This is a genomic window from Ideonella sp. BN130291, from assembly GCF_036231905.1.
Classification (GTDB): domain Bacteria; phylum Pseudomonadota; class Gammaproteobacteria; order Burkholderiales; family Burkholderiaceae_C; genus CAMLIZ01.
The window spans coordinates 150,287-175,071 of sequence record NZ_JAZARE010000004.1 but is presented as its reverse complement, the minus strand read 5'-3'; the positions used below and the strand labels follow the sequence as shown (position 1 = coordinate 175,071).

At 65.6% G+C, this 24,785-nt stretch carries 20 protein-coding genes; 2 read left to right on the top strand and 18 right to left on the bottom strand.

Annotated features, from left to right (window positions below; all coding sequences use genetic code 11):
• Positions 1–28 precede the first annotated feature (28 nt).
• Positions 29–1,447: a UDP-glucose dehydrogenase family protein gene (locus VPH43_RS10015; RefSeq protein ID WP_328577543.1), complete on the bottom strand. Its 1,419-nt coding sequence runs from the start codon at positions 1,445–1,447 to the stop codon at positions 29–31.
• Positions 1,448–1,911: 464 nt separating this feature from the next.
• Here VPH43_RS10015 and VPH43_RS10010 point away from each other — a divergent pair, with 464 nt between their 5' ends.
• Complete coding sequence (locus tag VPH43_RS10010) at positions 1,912–3,321, top strand: putative glycoside hydrolase (protein ID WP_328577542.1); 1,410 nt, start codon at positions 1,912–1,914, stop codon at positions 3,319–3,321.
• A gap of 701 nt (positions 3,322–4,022) precedes the next feature.
• On the opposite strand, the gene VPH43_RS10005 is transcribed toward VPH43_RS10010, so the two are convergent.
• Entirely contained in the window at positions 4,023–4,508 is a 486-nt protein-coding gene (locus tag VPH43_RS10005; RefSeq protein ID WP_328577541.1) for a hypothetical protein, read from the bottom strand.
• A gap of 83 nt (positions 4,509–4,591) precedes the next feature.
• Here VPH43_RS10005 and VPH43_RS10000 point away from each other — a divergent pair, with 83 nt between their 5' ends.
• A complete protein-coding gene (locus VPH43_RS10000) occupies positions 4,592–5,635 on the top strand; it encodes a putative glycoside hydrolase (protein WP_328577540.1) in 1,044 nt (347 codons plus the stop codon).
• Between the two features lie 63 nt (positions 5,636–5,698).
• Here VPH43_RS10000 and VPH43_RS09995 read toward each other — a convergent pair whose 3' ends face one another.
• From VPH43_RS09995 to xrtB, 16 genes are all read right to left on the bottom strand, one after another.
• Positions 5,699–6,904, bottom strand: a complete 1,206-nt coding sequence (locus VPH43_RS09995) for a glycosyltransferase family 4 protein (RefSeq protein WP_328577539.1) — start codon at positions 6,902–6,904, stop codon at positions 5,699–5,701.
• Positions 6,885–8,201 carry a UDP-glucose/GDP-mannose dehydrogenase family protein gene (locus tag VPH43_RS09990; RefSeq protein WP_328577538.1) on the bottom strand — a complete coding sequence of 439 codons (1,317 nt, stop codon included), beginning with the start codon at positions 8,199–8,201 and terminating at the stop codon, positions 6,885–6,887. The genes VPH43_RS09995 and VPH43_RS09990 overlap by 20 nt, the downstream gene beginning before the upstream one ends.
• Before the next feature lie 145 nt (positions 8,202–8,346).
• Positions 8,347–9,858 (bottom strand): hypothetical protein, encoded by a 1,512-nt coding sequence (locus VPH43_RS09985; RefSeq protein ID WP_328577537.1) that lies wholly within the window; start codon positions 9,856–9,858, stop codon positions 8,347–8,349.
• On the bottom strand, positions 9,827–11,818 hold the full coding sequence (locus VPH43_RS09980; RefSeq protein WP_328577536.1) for a heparinase II/III family protein: 1,992 nt from the start codon (positions 11,816–11,818) through the stop codon (positions 9,827–9,829). The genes VPH43_RS09985 and VPH43_RS09980 overlap by 32 nt, the downstream gene beginning before the upstream one ends.
• 47 nt (positions 11,819–11,865) lie before the next feature.
• Positions 11,866–12,951, bottom strand: a complete 1,086-nt coding sequence (locus VPH43_RS09975; RefSeq protein WP_328577535.1) for a glycosyltransferase family 4 protein — start codon at positions 12,949–12,951, stop codon at positions 11,866–11,868.
• 49 nt (positions 12,952–13,000) lie between these two features.
• A complete protein-coding gene (locus VPH43_RS09970) occupies positions 13,001–14,359 on the bottom strand; it encodes a phenylacetate--CoA ligase family protein (protein WP_328577534.1) in 1,359 nt (452 codons plus the stop codon).
• Positions 14,360–14,379: 20 nt separating this feature from the next.
• Entirely contained in the window at positions 14,380–15,600 is a 1,221-nt protein-coding gene (locus tag VPH43_RS09965; protein WP_328577533.1) for a putative glycoside hydrolase, read from the bottom strand.
• Between the two features lie 50 nt (positions 15,601–15,650).
• Positions 15,651–16,613: a glycosyltransferase family 2 protein gene (locus VPH43_RS09960; protein ID WP_328577532.1), complete on the bottom strand. Its 963-nt coding sequence runs from the start codon at positions 16,611–16,613 to the stop codon at positions 15,651–15,653.
• Between the two features lie 14 nt (positions 16,614–16,627).
• Positions 16,628–17,128, bottom strand: coding sequence for a serine O-acetyltransferase (locus VPH43_RS24635; RefSeq protein ID WP_442909264.1), 501 nt, complete (start codon positions 17,126–17,128; stop codon positions 16,628–16,630).
• A gap of 89 nt (positions 17,129–17,217) precedes the next feature.
• Positions 17,218–18,114 carry a glycosyltransferase family 2 protein gene (locus tag VPH43_RS09955; RefSeq protein WP_328577531.1) on the bottom strand — a complete coding sequence of 299 codons (897 nt, stop codon included), beginning with the start codon at positions 18,112–18,114 and terminating at the stop codon, positions 17,218–17,220.
• A gap of 14 nt (positions 18,115–18,128) precedes the next feature.
• The gene (locus tag VPH43_RS09950; protein ID WP_328577530.1) at positions 18,129–19,307 is read right to left on the bottom strand and encodes a glycosyltransferase; all 1,179 of its coding nucleotides are present in this window, start codon (positions 19,305–19,307) and stop codon (positions 18,129–18,131) included.
• A complete protein-coding gene (locus VPH43_RS09945) occupies positions 19,304–20,431 on the bottom strand; it encodes a glycosyltransferase family 4 protein (RefSeq protein ID WP_328577529.1) in 1,128 nt (375 codons plus the stop codon). Before VPH43_RS09945 ends, VPH43_RS09950 begins: the two co-directional genes overlap by 4 nt.
• Positions 20,431–21,939: an O-antigen ligase family protein gene (locus VPH43_RS09940; RefSeq protein ID WP_328577528.1), complete on the bottom strand. Its 1,509-nt coding sequence runs from the start codon at positions 21,937–21,939 to the stop codon at positions 20,431–20,433. Before VPH43_RS09940 ends, VPH43_RS09945 begins: the two co-directional genes overlap by 1 nt.
• Before the next feature lie 3 nt (positions 21,940–21,942).
• A complete protein-coding gene (locus VPH43_RS09935) occupies positions 21,943–23,223 on the bottom strand; it encodes an O-antigen translocase (protein WP_328577527.1) in 1,281 nt (426 codons plus the stop codon).
• 19 nt (positions 23,224–23,242) lie between these two features.
• Positions 23,243–23,926 (bottom strand): exosortase-associated protein EpsI, B-type, encoded by a 684-nt coding sequence (epsI, locus tag VPH43_RS09930; RefSeq protein WP_328577526.1) that lies wholly within the window; start codon positions 23,924–23,926, stop codon positions 23,243–23,245.
• Positions 23,923–24,753 carry an exosortase B gene (xrtB, locus tag VPH43_RS09925; RefSeq protein ID WP_328577525.1) on the bottom strand — a complete coding sequence of 277 codons (831 nt, stop codon included), beginning with the start codon at positions 24,751–24,753 and terminating at the stop codon, positions 23,923–23,925. The genes epsI and xrtB overlap by 4 nt, the downstream gene beginning before the upstream one ends.
• Between the last annotated feature and the right edge of the window lie 32 nt (positions 24,754–24,785).

Sequence of the window (24,785 nt, the reverse complement as noted above, 5' to 3'; positions counted from 1 at the left end):
CGGCCCACCCGCCCGGCCGCCCCCCTGGTCAGGCGGGACGTGCCCCCATGTGAGGGGGGCCGCCAACAAACGGCGGGAGCCAGCCGAAGTCGCCGTCCGGTTCCGGCGCACCCACCGGCCGGGGCAGGCCGCGGCCGATGCAGTGGTACTCGATGCCCAGCGCTTCCATCATGCGGGGCTCATAGAGGTTGCGCCCGTCGAACACCACCGGCTGCCTCAGGCTGTCGCGGATCTGCTCGAAGTCGGGGCTCTTGAACTCTTTCCAGTCGGTCACGATGAGCAAGGCGTCGGCCGCCTCCAGTGCGTCGCCCGCACTGGGCGCGAACTCCAGGCGTGGCATCCCGCCCAGCAAGTGCGCCGCGGTCCCCATCGCCACCGGGTCGTAGGCCACCACGCTGGCCCCGCGCTTCAGCAGCTCGGCGATGATCACCTGGCTGGGCGCCTCGCGCATGTCATCGGTGTTCGGCTTGAACGCCAGGCCCCACACGGCAAAGCGGTGGCCCTCCAGGTTGTCGCCGAAGCGTTCCACCACCTTGTGCACCAGCACGCGTTTCTGATGCTCGTTGGCCGCTTCCACGGCACTCAGCACGCGCAAGGCCATGCCGTGTTTCTCGGCGCAACGCATCAAGGCCTTCACGTCCTTGGGGAAGCAGGACCCGCCGTAGCCCACGCCCGGATAGAGGAACTGGGGGCCGATGCGCGGGTCGCTGCCGATTCCCTTGCGCACCAGTTCGATGTCCGCTCCCACGCGCTCGGCCAGCAAGGCCAGTTCGTTCATGAAGCTGATGCGGGTGGCCAGCATGGCGTTGGCGGCATACTTGGTGAACTCGGCGCTGCGCACGTCGGTGAGGATCAGCCGGTCGCGGCTGCGTGTGAACGGCGCGTACAGGGCCCACATCAACAGGGCGGCCTGTTCATCGTCGGTCCCCACGATGATGCGGTCGGGCCGCATGAAGTCCTCGATCGCCGCGCCTTCCTTCAGGAACTCGGGGTTGGACACCACCGCGAAGTCGATGGCCACGCCCCGCCGGTCGAGTTCTTCCTGTAACGCCTCGCGCACACGGTCCGCCGTGCCCACCGGCACGGTGCTCTTGTCGACGACCACCTTGTGGTCGGTCATCAGGCGTCCGATGGTCCGGGCCGCCGACAGCACGTACTGCACATCGGCTGATCCGTCCTGGTCCGGCGGCGTGCCCACCGCGATGAACAGGATGGTGCCATGGCCTACCGCCTTGGCCGGGTCGGTGGTGAACTGCATGCGGCCAGCGGCGGCATTGCGCTGGACCATCTCTTGCAGGCCGGGTTCGTGGATGGGTATGCCGCCGGCGTTGAGCGTGCGGATCTTGTCGCGGTCCACATCGAGGCACATCACATGGTTGCCCATCTCGGCCAGGCAGGCCGCGGTGACCAATCCGACGTAGCCGGTACCGACTGTGGTGACCTTCATCCTGGTGGCGGCTCCGCTGCTTGGGGTTACATCGATGCAAACACGAACAAATGGCTGCTGCGGAATTTGTCGCAGAAAGGTCGGTTTTGACGTCGTGCGTCAGCCCCGTAACTCCGTGTGCCGAAGCAGCGACGACATGCGGCAATTTCGGCCCAATGCACCCCCTGCCTTGCCCGGCATGGAACCTGCGTTCTCCCTCGGCTTGCAGTAATCACCGATGGAGCGCGCTAGTGAAACTTACAGTTTCGTGCGGTGCGAAGCGCCGCGAACCATCATCCAGCCATTACCGTGCCCGCCGGGCGCGAGGCTCAGACGAACCCGCCGAACCCTCGGTAGGTTGACCGTCTCCACCGCCACCGGCTTCCACGCCGGCTGAGCGGTACCACCGGGCGCTGCCCGGCTCTCCGGACCGATGCGGTGCACAGACACCGCACGCGGCACTGCTTTGCCAGGCGCCGAAGTCCTTGCCCAGTTTTCATGTCCTGCCCGTCTGCAGGGCATGCCCCAAGCGAATCACCATGAACTCGACCCCCGTTTCTCAACGAACCCGATCCCTCGTCCGCCTGTTCGTCAGCTGCGCAGCAGTCGCCGCAGCCCCTCTGGCCGCTCAGGCCGCTTTTGTTCCGATCAACGGTGCGCCGGCGCCCGCCCCGGCACCGGCGCCCAAACCGGCTCCTGCGCCGGCCCCCGCGCCGGCTCCCACACCCGCGCCGGCTCCGGCACCCGCAACGTCCGCCGCAGCACGAACCGCCACCCTGGCGTACGGCAAGCTGGACAGTGCAACACAGGCGGCTGTGGGCAAGTTCGGCTTCGTGATCCTCAACATGTACCCGAGCATGGGCGTGAGCGCTATGCAGGGGACCATCAACAACCTGCGTGCCATCAACCCGGGCATCAAGCTGGCTCAGTACGTCCTGCTCAATGAATTGATCGGGACTGCGACGCCAGGCACGGACACCTATCCCCAGGTGACGCAGGTGAACAGCGCCAACTGGTGGGTTCGAAATGCCGCGGGGAGTCGAGTGCAGTGGACGTCCAACTTCGACGCCTATGAGGTGAACCCCACGAACTGGGCGCCCGTGTATGGCGGCAAGCGCTGGCCCCAATGGAAGGCGGAGTACGACAGCAACAGCCTGTTGCGCACTTTGACAGGGCTGAACTATGTCTACACCGACAACGTCATGTTCCAGCCTCGCTATGACGCGGACCTGATGCGCATCGGCACCAACCAGTCGCGCAATGACCCGACGATCATGGCCGCGTTCCGCAGCGGCTACGTGAACTACTGGAACAGCCTGCGCGCTCTGAATCCCAGCCTCAAGATCTTGGGCAACGCGGACAACGACCTGGGCTACGCCGAGTACAAAGGCCAGATGGAAGGCTCGTTCAACGAGTGCCTGATGGGCAAGTCCTGGTCACTGGAGACGTGGGCCGGCTGGGACAAGATGATGGAGCGCTACCGCGCCCACATTGCCAACACCAAGGCGCCGCACGACGTGATCTTCCAGGCCTGCGGCATCTCGGGCGCGAACCCCGCCCAGGCACGTTATGGATTCGCATCGGCTTTGCTGGAGAACGGCTACTTCGCTTACACCGTCAACGGCCTCACCGTCCCGTACTGGGCCGATGAATTTTCTGCGTCGCTGGGAACGGCCGTTGACGCGCCGCCGAAGGCACCGACTTCCTCGGGCATCTGGATGCGCCGCTACAGCAACGGTGTGGTGCTGGTGAACCCCGGCAACTCGACCCTGTCCATCGACCTCGGTACGGGCTACAAGCACATCAAGGGCACCAAGGACCCGGTGGTCAACAACGGCCTGGCCGAACGCGTGGTGAGCCTGCCGCCCAAGAGCGGGCTGATCATGGTGAAGTGACGTTTCTTCACGTTTTAGAAAACGCCCGGTCCGCCGGGCTTTTTTTCGTCCATTCGCGGCAGAGCGTGCCGCGCGATTGACCCTTTGAGTCGCCGGTGTAACCAGCCGTCTCGCCAACTGCCCCACAAGCGGGCCCGGTCGTGACCTTATTGGCGTTTCGACAGTCGGCACAAAACCTGCGCATTCGCCCCTCAGTCCCATTGAATGGGCGAGGAGGAAGGGTATGGACGAAGGATTCCGACCAGGTATCGCAATGACATCCAGCCCGCACTGGGCGCGGGCGCGATACATCCGGTTTCTACACGGGCAGCCGGTTTACAAAAGCGGCCTACTCCAGACACCGCTCCCGCCGAAGTCACAGACAACTTCAACCGGAAGCCAACGCTCAGGCACCCAGCCTGACAACTCCGGCCCAGTGCCGAGGCGGTGCCCCACGCATCGCGTCACGCCGACCCCGTCGGCTGCTCGCTGAACGCACTGTTCATCGCCGTTCCAGCCTCCTTGCACGGAGCAATGGGCCGGCTTGTTTAGCGAACCTGAGACACGATCCATGAAGCCTGCTGCCTACCACCTGACGCGTTCCGCGTCGCTTGCAAGTCTCTTTGCCGCCTGTGTTGTGCTGTCCGCCTGCGGCGGCGGAGGCGGCTCGTCGACCGACGCGGAAGCGACGGACGGCACCAAACACGCTGACGCCTTCATTCCTATCGGCGGCGTCCCAGCGCCTGCACCGGCTCCGGCGCCTGCACCGGCTCCCGCTCCCGCTCCCGCTCCGGCGCCTGCACCGGCACCGGCACCGGCTCCGGCTCCGGCTCCGGCTCCGGCTCCGGCTCCGGCTCCGGCTCCGGCTCCGGCTCCGGCTCCGGCTCCGGCTCCGGCCCCTGCTCCCGCTCCGGCGCCTGCTCCGGCACCTGCCCCGGCTCCGGCTCCGGCTCCGGCTCCGGCTCCGGCTCCGGCTCCGGCTCCGGCTCCGGCTCCGGCTCCGGCTCCGGCTCCGGCTCCGGCTCCGGCTCCGGCTCCGGCTCCGGCTCCGGCTCCGGCTCCTGCCCCGGCTCCTGCCCCGGCTCCTGCCCCGGCTCCGGCTCCTGCCCCCGCTCCGGCTCCGGCTCCGGCTCCGGCTCCGGCTCCGGCTCCGGCTCCTGCCCCCGCTCCGGCTCCGGCCCCGGCTTCTGCGGCCAGCCGTACAGCAACGCTGGCGTACGGCCGGCTCAGCACAACAACCCAGGCGACCGTCGGGAAATTCGGTTTCGTCGTGCTGAACATGTACCCCAGCATGGGTGTTTCGGCGATGCAGGCCACGATCAATGGCCTGCGTGCGGTCAACCCCAACGTGAAGTTGGCGCAGTACGTCGTCCTCAACGAGCTGTACGGCACGGCCACGCCGAACACGGACACCTATTCGCAGGTCACGCAAGTGAACGCGGCCAACTGGTGGGTTCGCGACGCAGCGGGCAACCGCGTGCAGTGGACGAACCAGTTCGGTGCCTACGAAGTGAACCTGACCAACTGGGCACCCACCGACAGCACCGGCAAACGCTGGCCGCAGTGGAAGGCCGAGTACGACACCTCCGCCATGTTCGGCAAGCTGAGCGGCCTGAACTACATCTACGTCGACAACGTGATGTACCAGCCGCGCTATGACGCCGACCTGATGCGCGTCGGTACCAACCAGTCGCGCAACGACCCGACCATCATGGCGGCCTTCCGCACCGGGTACGCAAACTACTGGGCGAAGATGCGCACGCTGAACCCGACGCTCAAGATCATCGGCAACGCCGATAGCGACATGAGCTATGCGGAATACAAGGGTCAGATCGAAGGTACGTTCAACGAGTGCCTGATGGGCAAGTCGTGGTCGATCGAAACCTGGGGCGGCTGGGACCAGATGATGAAGCGCTACCGCGCCCACATCGCCAATACCAAGGCGCCGCACGACGTGCTCTTCCAGGCCTGCGGCATCTCAGGTGCAAACCCGGCACAGGCCCGCTATGGCTTCGCATCGGCCTTGCTGGAGAACGGCTACTTCGTCTACACGGTCAACGGACTCACCGTGCCGTACTGGGCTGACGAGTTCTCTGCGCCGATCGGTACGCCGCTGGATGCACCGCCGACGGCTCCCACCTCCAATGGGATCTGGATGCGCAAGTACACCAACGGCCTGGTGCTCGTGAACCCGACCGCCTCCGCGCTGTCCATCAACATCGGTACCGGCTACAAGCACATCTCCGGCACGCAAGATCCGGTGGTGAACAACGGCATGGCGGAAAGCACCGTGTCGCTGCCCCCGAAGAGCGGCCTGATCATGGTCAAGGGCTGATCCCCTCGTCCGACCTTCGGCCAAGCCCGCCTGGTTCGCCAGGCGGGCTTTTTCGTTTGCGGCTCAGGCGGTGAACAGCCGGTCGTAGGCCGCCAGCAGCTTCGGCACTTCGTACTTCCACTCGAGCACGTTCTCGACACGCTCGCGGCCGAAGCGACCCATGCGCTCGCGCCGCTGCGGGTCGTCGAGCAGCTCCACGATCTTGCGCGCCATGTCCCGTTCGTCGTTGCGCGTTGCATAGACCGAGGCCTCGGCGGCGGAGAAGCGCCCCTCGGTAAGGTCGAACTGCACGATCGGTTTGCCCAGCGCCATGTACTCCATGATCTTGTTCATGGTGGACTTGTCGTTCATGTCGTTCGCGACGTCCGGGTTCACGCACACGTCGGCTGTGTTCAGCATCTCCAGCAGGTCCTGGTCCGGCACGCGGCCGGTGAAGGTGACATGCTCGGCAATGCCCAGCTCCGCGGCATAGCGCTTCATCTCCTCGAGCTCGGTGCCGCCGCCCACGAGGCCGAAGTGCACATCCGTTCGCCCCATGTCGCGCACGATGTGGGCAGCCGCCCGCAGCAGGTAGTCGATGCCTTCCTGCTTGCCCATCACCCCCACGTAGCCCACCAGGTAGCGTCGCCCCTTCTTCAATGCGGGTACCGGAGGCACGGTCTTCAAGCGCTCCAGCATCGGGCCGCTGCGAACGACATAGACCTTGTCCGCCGGCATGCCGCCGCGTTCGATCGCAATGCGTTTGTAGGACTCGTTCGTGGCGATGGACACATCGGCCGTCTTGAAGGTCCACCGTTCGAACAGCACCATCAGCCTGTAGAAGAAGTCGCGCCGGCCGAACTTCGCTTCGTAGAGCTCGGGGTTGATGTCGTGGTGGTCGAAGAGGAACTTCTTGCCCAGGAACAGCTTGAAGAAGCCGCCCACCAGGAAGATGAGGTCTGGTGGATTGCAGGCGTGGATCGCGTCGAACCCGTGCCGGCGCAGCACGCGCCAGGCGAGCACGAACTCCCAGAACAGGGCGGCCGAATACTCCACCAGGTAGCCGAGGGCACCATCGGCCTCGGTGGGCAGGGTGTGCCGGTAGATGTGGATGCCCTGCAGGCACTCGTACCGGGCCTCGAAACCCTTGCCCGTGGGGCAGATGATGGAGACCTCATACCCGGCCCCCTTCAGCGTCGTCGCCTCCTGCCACACCCTTCGATCGAAAGGCGAGGGCAGGTTCTCGACGATGAACAGCACACGGCGCGGCTTACCAGCAAATGCCGTCATACCGCCCCTCTTCGGATCGCCGGCCGGCCGCGATGCGGACCAGGTCGACCACCACCTGCCCGGGGTGCACGCCCTCCACTGCGGTGCGGAATTCGGCCGCGCCGTTGCCCACGACGATCACCTCGGCAAACTCCATCACGTCCGCCAGGTTGTCCACCATGATGCGGGAGATGTGCGGGATGTGGTTGAGGATGTAGTCGCGGTTGGCACCCGTGAGCGCAGCCATGTTGACGTTGCGGTCGTAAATGCGCAGTTCATAGCCCTTGCCGAGCAGGCGCTCGATCACCTCCACCACGGGGCTTTCGCGAAGGTCGTCGGTACCGGCCTTGAAGCTGAAGCCCAGCACGCCGATGCGGCGCTTGTTCTTGGACATCACCATGTCGACCGCACGCTGCACCTGCAGGTCGTTGCTCGGCAAGATGGCGTCCAAGATAGGCAAGGCCACGTCCAGCGACTTGCCTTTGTAGGTGAGCGCGCGCACATCCTTCGGCAGGCAGGAGCCGCCGAAGGCGAAGCCTGGCTTCAGGTAGTACGGTGAGAGGTTCAGCTTGGTGTCCTGGCAGAAGATTTCCATCACCTGGTGGCTGTCGATGCCCAGCGGCTTGCACAGGTTGCCGATCTCGTTGGCGAAGCCCACCTTGAGCGCGTGCCACACGTTGTCCGTGTACTTCACCATTTCCGCCGTCTCGATGCTGGTGCGGATCAGCGGTGCGTTCATGCCGGTGTACAGCTGCACCAGCACGTCGCCCGCACGTGTATCGCTCTCGCCGATGACGGTCTTGGGCGGGTGGTAGTAGTCGTAGACCGCCGTGCCTTCGCGCAGGAACTCGGGGTTGTTGCACACGCCAAAGTCGACACCCGCCTTCTTGCCCGAAGCCGCCTCCAGGGTCGGGATCACCACGTCGCGCATGGAGCCGGGCAGCATGGTGGAGCGGGCCACCACAACATGGAACTCCGCCTTGCGCGCGATGGCTGCGCCGATCTCCTCGCACACCCGCCGCACGTAGGACAGGTCCAGGTTGCCGTTGAGCTGCGAGGGCGTGCCCACGCAGATGAGCGAGATGTCGGTGCCCGCGACCGCCTCGGCGACGTCCGTCGTGGCAGTCAGCCGCCCATTCTTGACATTGGCGGCGATCATTTCGCCGATGTCCTTTTCGACGATCGGCGTGGTCCCCTCGTTGACCAGTTGCACCTTGGTGCGGTTGGGGTCCACACCGATCACCCTGTGACCATCCTGTGCGAGGCAACCGGCCGATACCGCACCAACATACCCGAGGCCGAAGATACTGACTTTCATCGTTCTATTTCCCATGTAAAGCTTGCAAATTCAATGGCCGACTGTGCCGACAGCCTGGCCATGCGCCGCGCACCACCGGGCTGTGCAGGCAACGGCGCGCGAAAAGAGCACAAACCGCGCCCGACACCCGCAATGGCACACAGCGCTAACCCCCTGTGTGAGGGGTGCTTCCACCGGCCGGCATGCGAGCATCCGGTGCCGCGAATTCCCTGCTCAAGTCCAGGTGCTGGATCAACATCAGCTGCTTGCCCGCCGGCGTGCGGGCGATCTGGGGCACCTCGAGGATCTTCACCTCGCAGCCCCCCTGGGTCTTGTCGTGCACCGCATCGGCGATCAGGGCTTTGGAGCGCCCAGACAGCGGAGCCCGCGTTTCCACCTTGAGCTCGACCAGCCCCGGCTGATGCTGTTCGTACTGGATCGCAGTCACGTCCGACAGCTCGTTGAAGTGGGCAGCACCCAGGGTGGTGATGCTGATCAGGCGCCCGTCCCGGCATTGCACCATCTCCTGCAGCCGGCCCTGGATGCGTTCCAGCACGGGGAACCCGGGCAAGGTGTCGTTGGGGTGCGTGCTCAGCACCCCGAGGTCGCCGGTGCGGTAACGCACGAACGGCATCACAGCGTTGTCGAAGCTGGTGCACACGATCTCGCCCAGGGCTCCCGGCGCGTCCACCCTCCGGCCCTCGGCATCCACGAGCTCCATGTGGCCGTACTGCGGCCAGAAAAAGTAGCGGTCGTCGCCCGGCATCGACGCAGCCATCACACCTCGCTCGGAATGGCCGTAATGGCGCAGGACAGGGCAGCCGAAGACGCGCTCAAAGAGGTCGTATTGGTAGTCGTGCACTGTCTCTGAATAAAGCAGGATGCCCTTGATGCGCCCCGTGACATCGGGCGCCGGGTGAAGCGCCAGCCACTTCGCCACCGGATACAGCGCCGAGGGGAATGCCTGCACCAGCGTGGGAGACCAGCGGCGCATGGCTTCAACATACTCCGGCATGTTGGCCGGGGACAGGTGATCCGTGCTGAGGATCAGCTGCCGCTTGATGGGCTCATACATCCACAGCCGCCCGCCGCCGGCGGCGCTGGGCACGGTGCGGCCGCGCAATGCCAGCACGCGGTCGCGCTCGGTATAGCCCACACGCGCATGGAAGTCGGCCATGAAGGCGTATTCGCGGGTGCGCGTGACGTGCCGTTCGAGGAAAAACCGCATCGGGTTCGCCGTGGATCCGCCGGTGAAACATTCCAGCCGTCGAGCCGCCGGCGACGCGGTGGAGAGGTAGGCCTGCAGGTCCTTCTTGATCTCGAGCTTGCTCACCAGAGGCAACTGCTGCAGCACCTCGGAAGGCCGGTCCAGGGCTGAACGCAGGTGCCTGTATGCGGCATAGGCAGGAACGGTTTCAAGTGCGATCTGCAGGGTGCGCCCGAGGCGCTGCCTGGCATCGCGGCCGAGCTCTTCCGGCCGGCGCTCGCTAGCCAGCGCCTCCCAGCGGCGGTGGTCCCATCCAAGGCGCCAGGGTTTGGGCAGCCGTGCATAGGCCCATCCCAGGCTCGACTTCACCCACTGCGGAGAGCGGGTGTAGGCGCCCAGGTACGGGTGGACCAGATCCTCGAATGCCAAAGCCGTGCTCCTAGGGGCGCCTTGTGGGCGCCCCCCCTCCAACTGCCTCGTGGGGCGCTGGAATTATGCCGGCGGCGTTCTCCCAGGAGATCCGGCACACGAAGGTGCTGCTTCCTTCGATCTCGGCAGAACAGCGAACCACCCAGGTCGGTGACTTGGTATCGAAGCGACGCGACACCCAGCCCAGCGGGGGGTCGACTTCTGCACGGTGAAGCGTCACGTGAGACGGGGTGCCCTCGAAGTGGAAGCTGACCCGGCGCCCACCGGGATGCAGCGCCAGGGCGCCGTCCGGCTGCAGCGCCGGCTCGAGGCCCTCGGCCAAATGCCAGTGCAGCTCGACTCCGTGCCGGCCCTTGCAGGTCAGCGTGTCGGTGACGGTCATGCAGCCCGTCCGCTTGTCCAAGTGGACGGTGCGGCGATGCAGCACCGGATCCGCCAGACGCATGTAGCCGTCGTGCTCCCCCATCCACCGCTCGCATGTCGCATCGCTGTGATGCTCCAGGCAACGTGCACGGGCCTTGTCGAGCCACATGAAGTTGCCGCCGATCACCGACTGGTCCAGGCCGTCCACGCGCACGGTGTTGTGTGCAGAGGTGCCACGGAAGTAGTTCCGCCAGGCGGCCTGCGTGTGGTACGCAAAGGTGCCCGGATCGATGAGCACTTCGTTGCCGTCAATGGAGAGCACCAGGCTCAGTGCGTCGGCGTGGCCGTGGGCGGCGATCGACAGGTAGCCCAGCGGGCCCGCATCCACCACGGCGCGCACTTCGCCCGGTTCGCCACGTTGGTGGGCGAGCACCCAGTAGCCGCCTTCTGGAAACGCAGACCGGCCACCCCGTCGACCCGCGGCCGGCACGCGGGCAGGCACGCAGCCCAGCAGCCAGCGTGTCTTGCGATCCAGTGGTCGACCGGTGTGCAGGTCGGGTCGGTCAAACAGCACCGCACCGGTGTCCAGCAGCGACGCGTAGGGGTCGAAGCCGGGCGCAGGGTCCCAGCGCACCATCAGGGCATCGTCGGAGTCTCCGATCATCGGGACATGGCCGCCGCGGTCGCGCAACGCCGCAATGAAGTCCAGCATTCCTTCGAGCCGCGCCCAATAGGCCGGCGAGAACGACACCCCGTTGCCCAGGCCGAACAGGCCGCAGATCAACATCATGTCGGCCACTTCATGGTGGTAATAGATCGCCTGCTCGCGGTTGACGCCGTCCTCGCTCGTCTGGCGCAGGGCCTCGCCCTCGAAACCTGCGTGGCCCTTGTCGCGCCAGCGCCGGGCAGCGTCCCAACAGGGCCAGGTGATCCCGGCGATGAACAGGCCCATGTATTCGCCGAGCAGGTGATTGTTGGCCGAGGAATACCGCGAGAGATAGCCCTCGATGAAACTGGCGTGCCGGTAGATCGACTCCAGCCATTGCGCTTGCAGCGCCTGCCCTTGCGGGCCATGGAACAGTGCGCTGTGCTGCCCGCCAAGCAGGTGCCAGGCAGTGGCCCAGTTGAGCAAGCGGATGGCCAGCTCCAGGGAGCTCGCCCAATGCACGCCCAGCGGATACGGGCACTGCTCGAACCAGGACACCAACAGGGCGCGGCAGCCCTCCAGGTAGCGCGGGTCGTCGGTCAGCAGGTAGGCCTGGGCCAGCGTGGTGAGTTCCAGGTGGCGCGACGGCTCCCAGAGGTACTTGATGTTGCCGACCAGCCGTTCATCGCGGTAGTTCAGGCGCTTGCCCACTGTCATGGGAGCCCGGGTACCGGTGAGCGGATCGACGTTCCAGCGCGGGGGAAAACCCAGTGGGGCATCGTGCAGCGCGAACACCTGCCAGCGCCCTTGAAGCACGGCGTCGGCCGCCTGGGTGTAAACCGCCGGATCGACGTCCCCGGGCCACGCGGTGCACCAAGGGCTGCCAAATCCCGCCAGCCGCGCCCGCGGGACGGGCGCTGGCGCACGTTTCAAGGAGACAAGCGCCTTGCCGGCCGCCTGCTGCACGCGGTACAGCACCTCGGCCGGCCCCATCAGCCGCAGCCGGTTCCAGTACCAGCCCAGGCCCTTCGCACCGGCTGTCATGTCGCGCTCCGCCGCAGCGACCCATCCAGCAGGTCGGACCAGAGTGCCTGAACCTGCGGCACGACAACGTCCGCCGCGAAATGGTCACGCACCCGCTGCCGTCCGCTGGTGCCCATGGCACGGCGGCGCGGCTCGTCGGCCAGCACCGCGAGCAAGGCGTCGGCCAGTCCGGCGACGTCGCGTGGGGCGACGAGCAGTCCGTCCACGCCATGGCGCACGGCATGCGGGATGCCGCCCACCCGGGTGGCCACGATCGGCAAGCCCGCCGCCATCGCTTCCAGCACTGCCATCGGCAGCGCTTCGGCATGCGAAGGCAGCACCAGCAGCCAGGCGCGCCGCAGCGCCTGGCGCTTGTCGTCTGCGCTAATCCACCCCAGCCAATCCACTGTGCCCTCCACCCCTTGCTGGCGGGCAAAGGCCTTCAGCGCCTGCTCGTCGCCCGCCCCGCCCAGCTGCAGCCGCGCCTGCGGCATGGCGCGCTGGACAGTGGCCCAGGCTGACAACAAATCAAAGACGCCCTTCGATTCGGTCCAAGCGCCAAGGAAGAGCACGCTCGGCGGAGGGTCGTTCAGCGGAGCCGGTTCAGCAGGGACCTGGATCGGATTCGGAACGATCACGATGACCGCGTCCGGGAACAGCGCCTGCAGCGCGTCCCGCCATTGGTCGGACAGCGCCACCACGCGCGTCGCCTTGCGAAACACCCATGCAATGAAACGCCGGCGCCCGGGGAGTTCGCCGCGTGCATAGAAGCTGGCGAAGCCGCCCCCGTGCATGTGCAGCACCACCGGCACACGGAAGAGGAAGCTGGGCAGCATGAAGGCGCACTTGCGCCAGAAGCTCGGCCCGGACGCAGAGTGCACGTGCACGATCTTCACCCGGCCGGTCACTAGCAGCCCCATGTACACGCACCAGGCGCAGACCGCCAACTGCAGCTTGCGCCAACGCGATCCGTCCCCGTGCGTGGCGATGTAGCGCACTTGCTCGCGCTCGAACAAGCCCTGTTCCGCATAGACGCGCACCACGGCCGAGATGCCGCCGCGCGTGTCCAGCCCGGTTCCTACCATGACGATCTGGCGTCGCAAGAAATGCTTCTCCTGTTGGAGCCGCCCGCCGCAGCCGCGGGCGGCTGGCTCAATGATCCAAGGCCGCGCGCGGCGCCTCACCTGCGCGGTAGAACTCCTGCGACACCCACTTGTACTTGCCGCTGGCCAGCAGCGGGATGTCGTTTTGTAGATCGACGGTGGCTTCGACGCGCGGCGACACCAGGGTCCTGAAGTTGTGCAGCAGCAGCGAGCTGTGCGCCGCGCTGAAGCCGTCCTGCGGCACCACCCGCACCACCCACCGGCCGCGTCCCACCTGGGCCACCTGCGCCTTGGCGATGCAGGGTACGCCCTTGAAGGCGAAGGTCACCACGCTGGGGCTGACCGGTTGGCCGTCGGTGTCGTACAGCTGGTCCTCGATCTTGCCGCCCAGTAACTCCAGCCCGGGATAGGTACGGCCGCAGGGGCAGGGATCGGTGCGCCAACGAGCGCGGTCGCTCAGCCGGTAGCGCACCAGTGGCATGGCCAGGTTGTGGTACGTGGTGCCGACCACGGAACCCGCATCGTCGGTGGGCTGCCCGAGTTCGTCCAGCACCTCCACGTGGGAATACAGCGGGTGCACGTGCAAGCGGCCATGCTCGCATTCCATGGCGAAAGCCACCCGCTCTGCCATACCGTAGTGATCGAAGACCTTGGCTGAAAAGGTCGCCTCGATCAGTTCTCGCTGCACCGGCAGGAGGATTTCAGAACTGGTGACCACCGAACGGAAGCGCAGTTGCAGCCCTGCCTCGTGCACCAGCGTCGCGAGCGTGTGCGCTGCAGACGGATAGGCGCGCAACTGCGCGGCTCCATAGCCCTGCAGCGCGCTGACGATGTCGGCCACATGCTGCGGCAGCAAATGACGGGTGGACACGATCAGCTGGCGGCCCAGGCGGTCTTCGACCCAGTAGGGCGGTGAGCTGCGGTCCACTGGCGTCACCATGTCACCCCGCAGCACGGCCTGCCGTTCGCCCGCCTGCAGGCCTGCCCACCGCCAATGCTGGACACAGCAGGCCTGCTCCCACAAGGTGGAGTCGTAGCTGCGGAAGACTTCAAGCGGCGTGCCGGTGGTGCCGCTGGTCTTTCCCACCGCATGCCAGGGGCGGCAGCGCCCGTCGTTCGGGTAGTAGCGCGAGCGTTCCGCCAGCAGGGTGTGTTTGTCGATGACAGGCAAGGTCCTCACGAAATCGTGAAGGTCGCGCCTGGGGATCTCCCCGCGCAGGTGGGCATACGCGGGCAGTCGCTGCGCCGCGCACAGCAAGGTGCGGCGCAGCAAGGTCTCCTGCTGGGCCTGCAGCTCGTCGATCGACATGCGCTCTTGGCGCTGCAGCCATAGCGCGCGCCGCTGCACCAGCGGTGGTTCCTTGACCAGATGGCGCGCGGCGTATTTGAGGGTGTGCCCGATGGCCATGCCGTCCCTTCTTACGGGCCTCATCGCGCGGTGCGCACGAGCAGCACACCGCGTCGAGCGGGCAACTGCACCTTGCGTTCGTTCACAGGCCCGTCCGCACGCCGATATCCCGGCTCGATCTCGACGGTCGCCGAGAAAGGCCCCGGATTGACAAGCACTATCCCGCCGGAATAGCGGCGCCTCCACACTCCCCCCTCCGCGGCGCTTTGCGGCTCGGGCTCTACTGGACGGCCGATGGACAGCGCGTAATCATCGAACCACGGGGGCTGCGCCTGGCCCGGGACGCTGTAGGTGTAGTAGCCGTCGGCTAGCAGCGCGGAGGCCAACCCATACCGCATGAGCTCGACATCATCGGCGCCGCCGCATGCCTGCAGCACGACGTCCCGGGGTCCCCGCGTATGAGCCAAGGCGCTGCGATACCGGTTCATCATGGCAGCCCAGCCCACCCGCCCTTCGATTGACCAGTTGCGGCCGATCTGGCATTCCAGAAAGGCCCCCTCGACCTGCCCCCGATACTCGGGCGCACCAAGGTCGTGGTCCGCATTGACCATGATCTGCAAGCCGGGGTTACGGGCGCGCAGTGCTTGCCAGTAGTCGACATACCCTTGTCGATAGGCCGATTGCACTTCGGCATCGTTGCGCCCCTGGTTCTCACCGGTGCCTTTCCAGTCTGCTTCGACACGCGGCCGGTCGAACACGTTGTCGACGAACGCGTAGTTCAGCCCTTTCAGCGCACCGAAGAAGTTGCCCGTGTCCGCATCGGCTTTCAGCTCAGGCCAGCGCCGGCCCTCGGCGTCTGCGGGCGCCCAGCGCGTCAGGTTGACCTCGTGCGCCTTGAAGGCGGCGGTCCACTGGACCCGTCGGCCGGCACGATCGCGTGCCCACCAGCCGTTGCGCTCCACCGCTTGCACGAGCGGAAACTGGTCCTCCCCTTCCTTGACGGGTTGGAGTTCGTTCAGCACCACGTACTGAGCGATCTTCGCGTTGGGGTTTTGGCGCCGGATGGCATCGATGGTGGCCTGCATGGTGGGCCGGCCCATGCTCGGCCACATGTTCAGCACCACGAGTGCGAAGGACGCCGCCCGGGAGCGCTGCTCGGTGCGATCGATGCGGCCGTAGTACAGCGCCGCGACGCGGGTGCGGCCCAGGCTTGTGTCGTCGCCGGCGTCGCCCGCACTGGCTGCAGAGGCGGCGCCCGACGGCCCGAGAAGCAAGGAGGAGGCTACGGTCGCAGCGGACATGGCGAGCCGCCAGCGGCGCAACGGCACCTGGAGCGCATTTGGCAAGCAGCTCATGCGACGCTGCCCCCGTGTTCAAGCGCGCGCCGCCGGACGGTGTCGCGCCGGTACTGCCACCAGGCGACCGGCAGCATCGCGAACCACAGTGCGCGGGCCGCCCTGCCAGGAAGCTGGCGCCACTGACGAGAGAGGCCATCGCCGGCATGCCAGGAAGTCCGAGCGTAGATGGCGGCCGCCCAGAAAAAGAACTTCGGGTCGTAGGCAAACCACTGCAGCCGTTCTTCCAGCGCAGCACGGGCACCGAGCGCGAGCGCCGCCGGGTTCTTCCACATCGGGGCCAGCGTGAGGCGACTGTGTTCTGTCGGGTCCTGGAAGTAGATGCGCAGCGCCTTGTTGATGAAGCGTTCCTTGTAGCGCGACGCTATGCGTCCCCACACGATGGACTCCGGCACGTAGCTCGTGCCCGGCAGCTCCGGAAACAAGTTCTCGCGCGCGACCTCGGTTCGATGGAAGCCCCATTTTTCGCCCTTCACCCGATGCCGGTATCGCAAGGCGTTGGAGTCCGAGTCGAACACATCCGCGGGGAACCGATCGCCCACCACCTGCCCCTGCGGATCGGCGACCAGACAACACACGCCGGTGAACTCGGACCGACGTGCAGGCTCGATGCTTTGCCAGGCGGCGTAGAAGCTTTCCAGCGCGTCGGGCGTGCAGGCGTCGTCGGAATCCAGCGAGAGGAAGAACTGGCCGCGGGCCAGGCCCACGCCGAGGTTCCAGGCGGTGTGCTTGCCGCCGTTGGCTTTCGCGACGTACCTGATCGGAAAGTTGGCCTTCTGAGCCCAGTCGTTCACCAGCTGCGCCGTCGCATCGGTCGAACCATCGTCGACGACGAGCCATTCGAAGTCACGGAAGGTCTGCGCACATAGGCTGTCGTACACCCGCGTCAGCGTGTGGGCACGGTTGTAGGTCGCGGTAAAGACGGTGAAAACAGGGGCTGCTGGCGGATCGGCTGTCATGGTACAGGTCGGTATCACGCGGAAACTGACAGTTCGATGGATCGGTGCGCTACGTAGTCTTCGGATCGATGGCTTCCGATAGGCCGAGCGGGAATGCCAGCGACCACCGTATCTGGCGGCACATCGGCGGTAACGACGGCATTCGCGCCCACCACGGCCCGGTCGCCGACGCGAACATGCCCGATTATCTTGGCTCCCGGGCCGACGTAGACCTCATTGCCTATCACGGGGGCACCGCCGCGTGGCCCGGGCTTCCATCCCAACGTGACCCCCTGCGACAAAGTGCAGTCTCGTCCCAGCACGGACAAGTGGCTGACAACGATGCAACCAGGATGGGCGATGTGAAGCCCAGGACCCACCTGTGTGGTGTAGGGTATGGAGATGCCCAGCCGCAAGGTCGCGGCCCTGAAACGCCACTTCGCCAACGGGAAGAGGCTGTACTTCAGCCACCGGTTGCTTCGCAAGTAGGCGCAGGCACGAAACCAGAAGGAGAAGTTGCCACCCTCGCCCCACATCAACTGGTCCAGGAAGTGGCGCGCTCCCCGGCGGCCGCCATGTCGGTACAGGTCGGCGGCGACGAGCTGGCAAAACTGTCGGAAAGCGTTCACGGGAGTACGTGATGAAAGGCGGCGGCGCGCTGCTTCAGGTGGCGCACCAGTTGCGTCAGCCCGCTGGCCCACTGGAAGTAGGGTTCGGACAGCGCCAGCACGGCGGCCTCGCGGTAGCGCCTCGCCCTCAACAGGTCGGCGAAGTGGATCTTGCAGATCTCGTGAACATAGGCACGTGGCACGGCGAGGTCCCGCCCCGGGCCGGAGAGAAATCTGATGAGTGCCCTGCGGCTGGTCACCGCCTTGTCGCTCACCGTCATGCTGAGGGAGTCGGCGTCGGAGCGGTCGTACACCGCCAAGGGACGATGTACGAAGAAAAAACGTCCTCGCGGCATCAGCCGGACCCAGAGATGAATGTCCTCGCCCATGCACAGCGTGCGGTCGAACCCGCCGACGGCCTCGAAGTGACGGCGGCTGATCACGGTAGCACTCGTCCAGATCGGCGGCCCGCTGCTCAACGCCCAGTCGAAGTAGGGAACGCACTCCGAGACGGGGCCGCCAGGCACATCCAGCGCAGCCTCGTTACGCCCGCGGCGCACAAGGTAGTTGGTGCTGACGAGTACCGCCTCCTCCTTGCCCATCACGACAAATGCCACTTCGCGCAAGAAGTCGGGGAACCATTCATCGTCTGCGTCTAGAAATACCACCCAAGGCCGCGATGTGTGTTCGGCGCCAAAGTTGCGTGCTGCTGACACACCCGAGTTCGCGACGTATTGATATCGGAAGCGGCCATCGTGCTGGATCGCCTGCTGCGCGACCGCGCCGCCGCCGTCGGTCGAGCCGTCGTCCACGATGAGCACTTCGAAGTCGGTCCAGGTCTGGGCCTGCACGCAACGGATGGTTCGCGCGATGAACGCAGCCTTGTTGTACAGCGGGATAACGACCGAGAACATTCTGGTACCCAACCTCACGCATTCGCACGCTTGGCGCCGGCGGCGACAGCGACGCCCAGTGCCGCGGCATCACCCAATGGCTCGCCACGAAAGACGCTTGCGTACTGCTCCACCATGCGGGCGAGCGAGAAGTCGCGGAGCACGCGTTCGCGCGCACGTGCGCCCAGGCGCTGCGCTTCGCCCGCATGCCAGATGTGTGCCAGCCGGTCCGCGATCTGCTGAGGCTTACCCACGTCCACCAGATAGCCGCTGACGCCAGGTTCGATCTGCTCGGCCGCTCCGCCGACGCGCGTCAGCACCATCGGCTTGCCGCAAGCCATGGCTTCGAGCACCGCGATCGAGAACGCTTCGACTGCGGACACCAAGGTCATCACGTCGCAAGCGTGGATGAAGGGAGCGACGTCCGGCTGCAGACCTGTCACCACGGTGATGGCGCGCAGGCCGAGCGCATCCACGCGCTCTTCGATTGCACGCCGCTGGGCGCCGTCTCCGATGATCAGCAGCCGCAGCGGCATCCCACGGGCCACAAGCGTCACAGCTGCATCGAGCAGGTCCAGCACCCGTTTTTCGCGGCGGAGTGCTGCGCACAAGCCCACCACGAAGTGCGACCGGTCCCAGCCCAACTCGGCGCGCACGTCGCGCGCCGGCACCGCGGTGAAACGAGCCACGTCAACTCCGTTGTAGATCACGTCCGATGGCATGCCGGCCGCAAATCCGCGCGCGAGCCACTCGTCGCGCTGCCGACGCCCCACGTAGATCAAGCGGTCGTAGCCGCGCAGCGCGATCCGATACGCCAGCAGGCGGGCCCGGTCACGCACCCCATCGCCCACGTGGGCAGGAGACGAGTGAAACGCTGCAATCAGCCGAGGTGGGCGTGGGCCCACGAGCGTGGCCAGGCGCAGCATCGTTCCGCAGTACTGGTTCGTGGCCAGCACCACGTCGTACCGGGCATCCCTCAAGCGACCCGCCAGACGGCGCACCGCTGCGAGGTCAAAACCCGGTCCCGCAGCCGCGCTCCAATGGTTGGTATTGAGCTGTGCGAGTTCTCCGGCAAGGCTGCCGTGGTGTTTGAGCGATATCACATCCGTCGCAAACTCCCGCCGGTCCAGGTGAGCCGCCAGGGTGAGCACCTGGCGCTCAGCTCCGCCGGTTCCCAGCGTGCCGGTCAGGAGGGCGACACGGCGCGGCGTCACGACAGTGCCTCCTGCGGTGTGGCAGGGCCTGCCAGGCAGGCCAGGTAGGGCGCCAGCACGTCAGCCTCGCCATGGCGGCGCTCCACGTACTGAAGCACCGCTTTGCGGGCCGCGTCATAGCTTGCGCGGTTCTCCAACAGGTCCGCGATGGGCCCAACCATCGCAGCGTCGTCCGCGACCGACACGCCGAGCCCGTTCCTGGCGATCACCTGGTCGGGATCGAAGGTGGCGACGATCGGAATTCCGCGCACCCAGGATTGCACGAAAGTATTGGGGAACCCCTCGAGTTCGGACGTATTGGCGAACAAGCGGGCCCTGTCGAACAGATGGCTGATATCGCGGTATGGCACCCCACCGTGGAATGTGAGATTCGGGATCCGGGCCGCTTCCTCTCGGATCCGCTCATACAGCGCAAGCTCGCCCGGATATTCACCGCCCGCCATGTGAAACCGATACGCCGGCAGCGCCCGCGCCACCGTCAGCAGGCGGTCCGGACGCTTCACGCGCCTGAGGTTGGCGACCCACAGCACGTCGATATCGCGATTGGCATCGGCGGAGACGTCAGGCCGCTCGACCAGCATCTGCGCAACGACGGATTCGACACCATAGTGGCGCAGCAGCAGTTCCTGCTGCAACACCGACTGCGCGAGCACCGCATCGGAATGCCTCAAGCCGTACTCGTAGAGCCACTTGTCGCGCTTGAATCGCACCAGCAGGCGCGATGGATCGCAGTCAGAGTCGCTGGCGATGCGGAACACCAGGCGGCGATTGTGCAAACGGCAGAACATGGCGGCGAGCCCCAGTTCCATGCCGGCACAACTGAGGTAGTACACGTCTGCATCGGCACGCGCCAAGGCGCCCCATAGACGCGTCCACCGCGGGTGGATGAAGCGCACCACCGGAAGGCCGGCCCCTTCACGGAAGCTGCGGATCGTGGGCACGCCGTCATACACGGCTTCTGCAGGCTGCCCGTAATCCCCCACCACCACGCGCACATCGATCCCGCGGCGCGCCAAGGCCTTGGCCAGCAGCGCGTGCTGCACCTCTTCCCCGCCCACACGCTCGTGCTTGTACGCCTCGGCGAGCACGGGAAGTGAACCCAGCTTGACTAGACACACTCGCATCACACCCTCGCCTTCCTGCCCAGCACGGCAGCGGCGCGGCGCGCCAGTTTTTGGGACACCTGCTTCAACATGCGCGGATGCCGGCCGAGCATCACGCCATAGGCCATCCAGAACATCATCTGGGGCTGGTTCGGGAACAGTCGGTCGTCGGTGAATGCCTGCACCAACCAGGCCATCATGCCGATGGAGGCGCCACGGAAGAAGCCCTGCATCAAGGGATCAGGATCCGAAACGGCCAAGGTTCGGAAGTCGCGAAAAGCCGAGTACAGGAACAGCAGCACCAGCACCAGCCCCACGATGCCGGAATCCAGCAGCAGATCAAGGTACGCGTTATGGGCCTGCCCCACCACCATCATGCGCCCGCCGGCCACCAGATCGGAGCGGCCGACATACATGAGGCCGTGTCCGAAGATGGGCGCATCCAGCACCTTCGGCAGCAGTGGCAACCAGATCCCGTGCACGCGCCCTGACGACAGGTCCTGCTCACTGCCATGAGTGACGCCAAGGGTGGCCCGCTCGATTACGGCGTCCGGAATGAAGAACGCGCCTATGGCCAGGACCAGCAGCCCGATCAGCAGCTTCGACCCGTCGCGGTAGTACACCATGTACGCGATCAGGATGATCATCAGGCCGACATAGCCGCCCCGGGAGAAAGTGAACAGCAGCGTCACGCTCAGGAAGGCGGCCACCGACAGCAGAAACAGCCGTCGGCCCGACGAAGGCGCCACAAGGCCGGCGAACAGCGTGGTCGCAATGCTGAAGTTCAATGCCACGGCGAACTGGTTCGAGTGCATGCCGAGAGCAGACAGAAACGAGCGGAAGTTCACCAGTTGGGACAGCGACACACCCGAGGCCGGGATATACACCACGATGAAGGCGGCAGGCACGATGGCGCCGAAGGCAAAGACGGTGATCAACCGACGTGGGTCCTTGAGGTGCCGGGTGGCCGCCCCGATCAACCACGCCATGGCGATCAGCAGCGCAGGCTTGAGCACGTAGTAAAGAAGGAAGCCCTTGCGGTCAGCGACCGCCTCCTGGGTCTTGCCGGACAGCTGCGCCAGCGTGTGTGCGTTATTCGACCCCACCAAGCCCACCAGCAGGAATGGGATGAGATAGCACAGCAAGAGCTTGCGGTCCACAAGACGGTAATTCACCTTGTGCCCTATCCGGTACAGCGCATAGGACGCAATACCTCCAAACAGCAGCAGATTCTGGGCATTGAGCCCCTTGAACGACGGCAGCAGGTTCGTGCTGGCCAGCGGAATGAACACCATCAAAGCCCCGGCCGCGATGCGGAAGTCGTACATCAGCAAACCGACGAGGCACAGCATCACGATCAGCAGCACGCTGAAGTAACCCGTCAACACGATGAGCAGGGAGGAGATCACCGCCATGACGACCAGGCCGGCTATCAGGAAGCCGGCGCTTGCAGTCGACGATCGCCCCGAGGGCGCACGGCGAGGCGGCTCGGCAGATGGCAGGGAGACATTGCGCTTGAATCTCAACATGCTTCACTCCTGCCGGGAACCACTGGCTTCGCGCTTCATGTTGCGCAGCACAGCCGCGATGCCAGCCGCTGCCACCACCGAATACGCCACATACGTGGCCGCATAGGCCTCGGTCGCACCCCGCACGCCGTCCGCGGCGACGAAGTGGCGCGCCAGCAACCACCAGAACACATACGTAGCCACCTCGAAAACAGTCAACGCCATCGGGTTGGACTTGGCCACCAGCAGCGCTCCGAACAACCAGGCGATCACCTTGAACACATTGCCTATCATTTGCCAGCCGAACAGGTCGCGCATCGGGAGGAACTGCTCGGTCAGCACGACATGGATGACCAAGTCGCGCAACAGGTACAGGCAAGCGCTCACCGCGCCCACCGCTGGTACAAGAATCAGGAGGCCGCGCAGCAACTCGCGCCTGAGGTCGGCGGCCACCCGGATCTCGCTGAAGCGCGGCAGGTAGTACATCCCCAGCACACTGGTGGCCAGGCCGACGTACATGTCGGAAATGCGCATGACGCCCTGTAGCAGGCCCACCGCGGCCATGCCGGAAGTGTGCGCCACGTCGTTTCGAACGAGTATCTGCACCAGCGGCAGTGCAATCGCGCCCACCGCGGCCATCGGAATGAAGGCGGCGATCGCACGCGCCTCCTGCGAGGAGAACGGCAGCGCCAGCAAACGCTTCGGCCACCAGTGGGCCCGGCACGTAAACACCATGGCAATGAGCAAGGTCATCGCTGGCACGAGCGCCGCACCCATGAGACCGCCATTGACGCCGAAGCGCGGGCACAGCAGGGTGTACAGCGCCACGGTTGACAACGACGTACCAATGTTGATCGACGCGGTGGCCTTGTAGTCCTTCGCGCCTGTGGCCGAACCGATGATCAGTGCAGCTACCAGGCCGAGTACATACACCGCGGCGAATACAAGCAACGGAAGCGCAAGCGCGTCGTTGTGCAGCAGCCTTTGCGCCAGCCACCGAGAGCCGATCGCCATGATGAGTGCGAGCGGAATCCCTACCCAGACCAACAGCCTGAACACCGTCGAGACCACGAGGGCCTGCCCCGGCGATCCAACCCCGTACTCCGCCGTCTTGCGCACCACGCCGGTGTTCAGGCCAGCACTGACACCCGTCTGGGACATGGCAATGAAGTACTGCAGCTGGCTCAGCACCCCCATGCCCGCCGGCCCCAGGAACACCGACGTCACCTTGACGCTGAGAAATCCGGCAATCACCGACACGGCCGTCTGCACCGCTCCGAGCGATGCGGCCTTCCGAAGGCTCATGGACGCCCTTTCCGGCCGGTCAGCTGTGCCCGACGAGCCGCCTTCGCAGCTCCGGGTCCAGATGCGACATCAAGGCGTTCGCAAAGGCGACATGCTGGCCGAAGGCAGTCGAACTCGACGTCGACAGGCTGGACAGCCGCACCAGGTAGCCATCAGGCACGAAGCCGGAGAGTGCATACCGGAACTGGGCAAACTCACGGTCCCAGTAGCTCAGCACCACGGTATCACCCGTGGTGAACCAATAGGTCACCGGCTCCACCCGCCGGCCCTGGGTGGCCACCATGCGGGTTGCGGGCAGCGTACCGCCGCCCACCGTCATCTGCACATGCTGCAACTCGGTGATCCTGAAGCCCTGGGCCGAATAGCACACCTCCTGCCGATGGGCGCGCAGCTGCTGCGTCTGGCGCGACCCGTAGGTGATGGACAGCATGACGCGTTCGCCCCGGCTGTTGATATAGGTGCGCGACAGGATCTGATCGTAGATCTGGTTCAACACCGACGCCTGGTCGGGCGATGGCGGCAGGGGAGCGACGGAATCGTCGACTCGCCAGTCGTCGAACTGCCGGGGCACCGCCTGGTCGAGAACAAAATGTTGCCGGGTGTCGGCCAGCTTCTCCTGAGGCGTAGCCACCGTGCTGAGCACCAGGGCACTCAGCATCAACACGGCCACGACAATCGGGCGCTTGTAGTCAGCGAGCGTCACTTGGTGTCCTTTGCAGGGACAAACAGGCCAAGGATGCGGTCCACGCCGAGCATCAGCATCAGGCCCACCAGGAACAGCACCATGCCGGCAAAGCTGTGCACGAAACCCTGCCCGGCTTCATCGCCCAGATAGAAGGTCACCAGCACCAGGATCATCACCCGCACCACGTTCGCGCAAAAGGAAACCGGCACGATCAGGATGGCAAGCAGCAGGTTGCGCAACTTGGAGGTGTGTCCGACGATGTTCATGTACAGCAAGCCCAAGGCCTCCAGCGTGAACATCGAGTTCAGCCCGGCGCAGGCATCGGCCACCAGCAGCTGGTATGGACCGATCATCAGGATCACGCCGGTCCGCGAGATCGGATAGTCGGCGCGGTAAAGCAGTTGCTCTGCCACATACGAGACGCCGCGCTTGAGCGGCTGCGTCACCATGTCCACCACCGCGCCCGGCAAGGGGATGGCAAAAATCAGGAAGAAGATGGGGAACGCGGCCGCACGCACCATCGCCCAGCCATAGGTCAGCGCCAACGCGGCAACGATGAGCGGCAAGAAGGCGCCCATCTGGAACATGACGATGTTCTGTATGCGCCCCACCATGTAGATCGCCAGGCCGAACGCCAGCAGCAGCCAGCCGCCCAGCCCCGCCGGCACGGCGTTGGCTGCAACCGCACGCAGCTGATCGCGGCGATGCCACAGCAGCCACAGCGCCACGCCGATGATGATCGGGCCGTGGCCTTGTTCGTCCGTGCCCCAAACCTGCTGGATCAGTGCCTCGGCGACCGGCGCGAAAAGCACCAGCAGCGTCGCGGCCAGGATGACGGCCGACATGACCGACCTGTCCTGGCGCAGCCTCACGAATG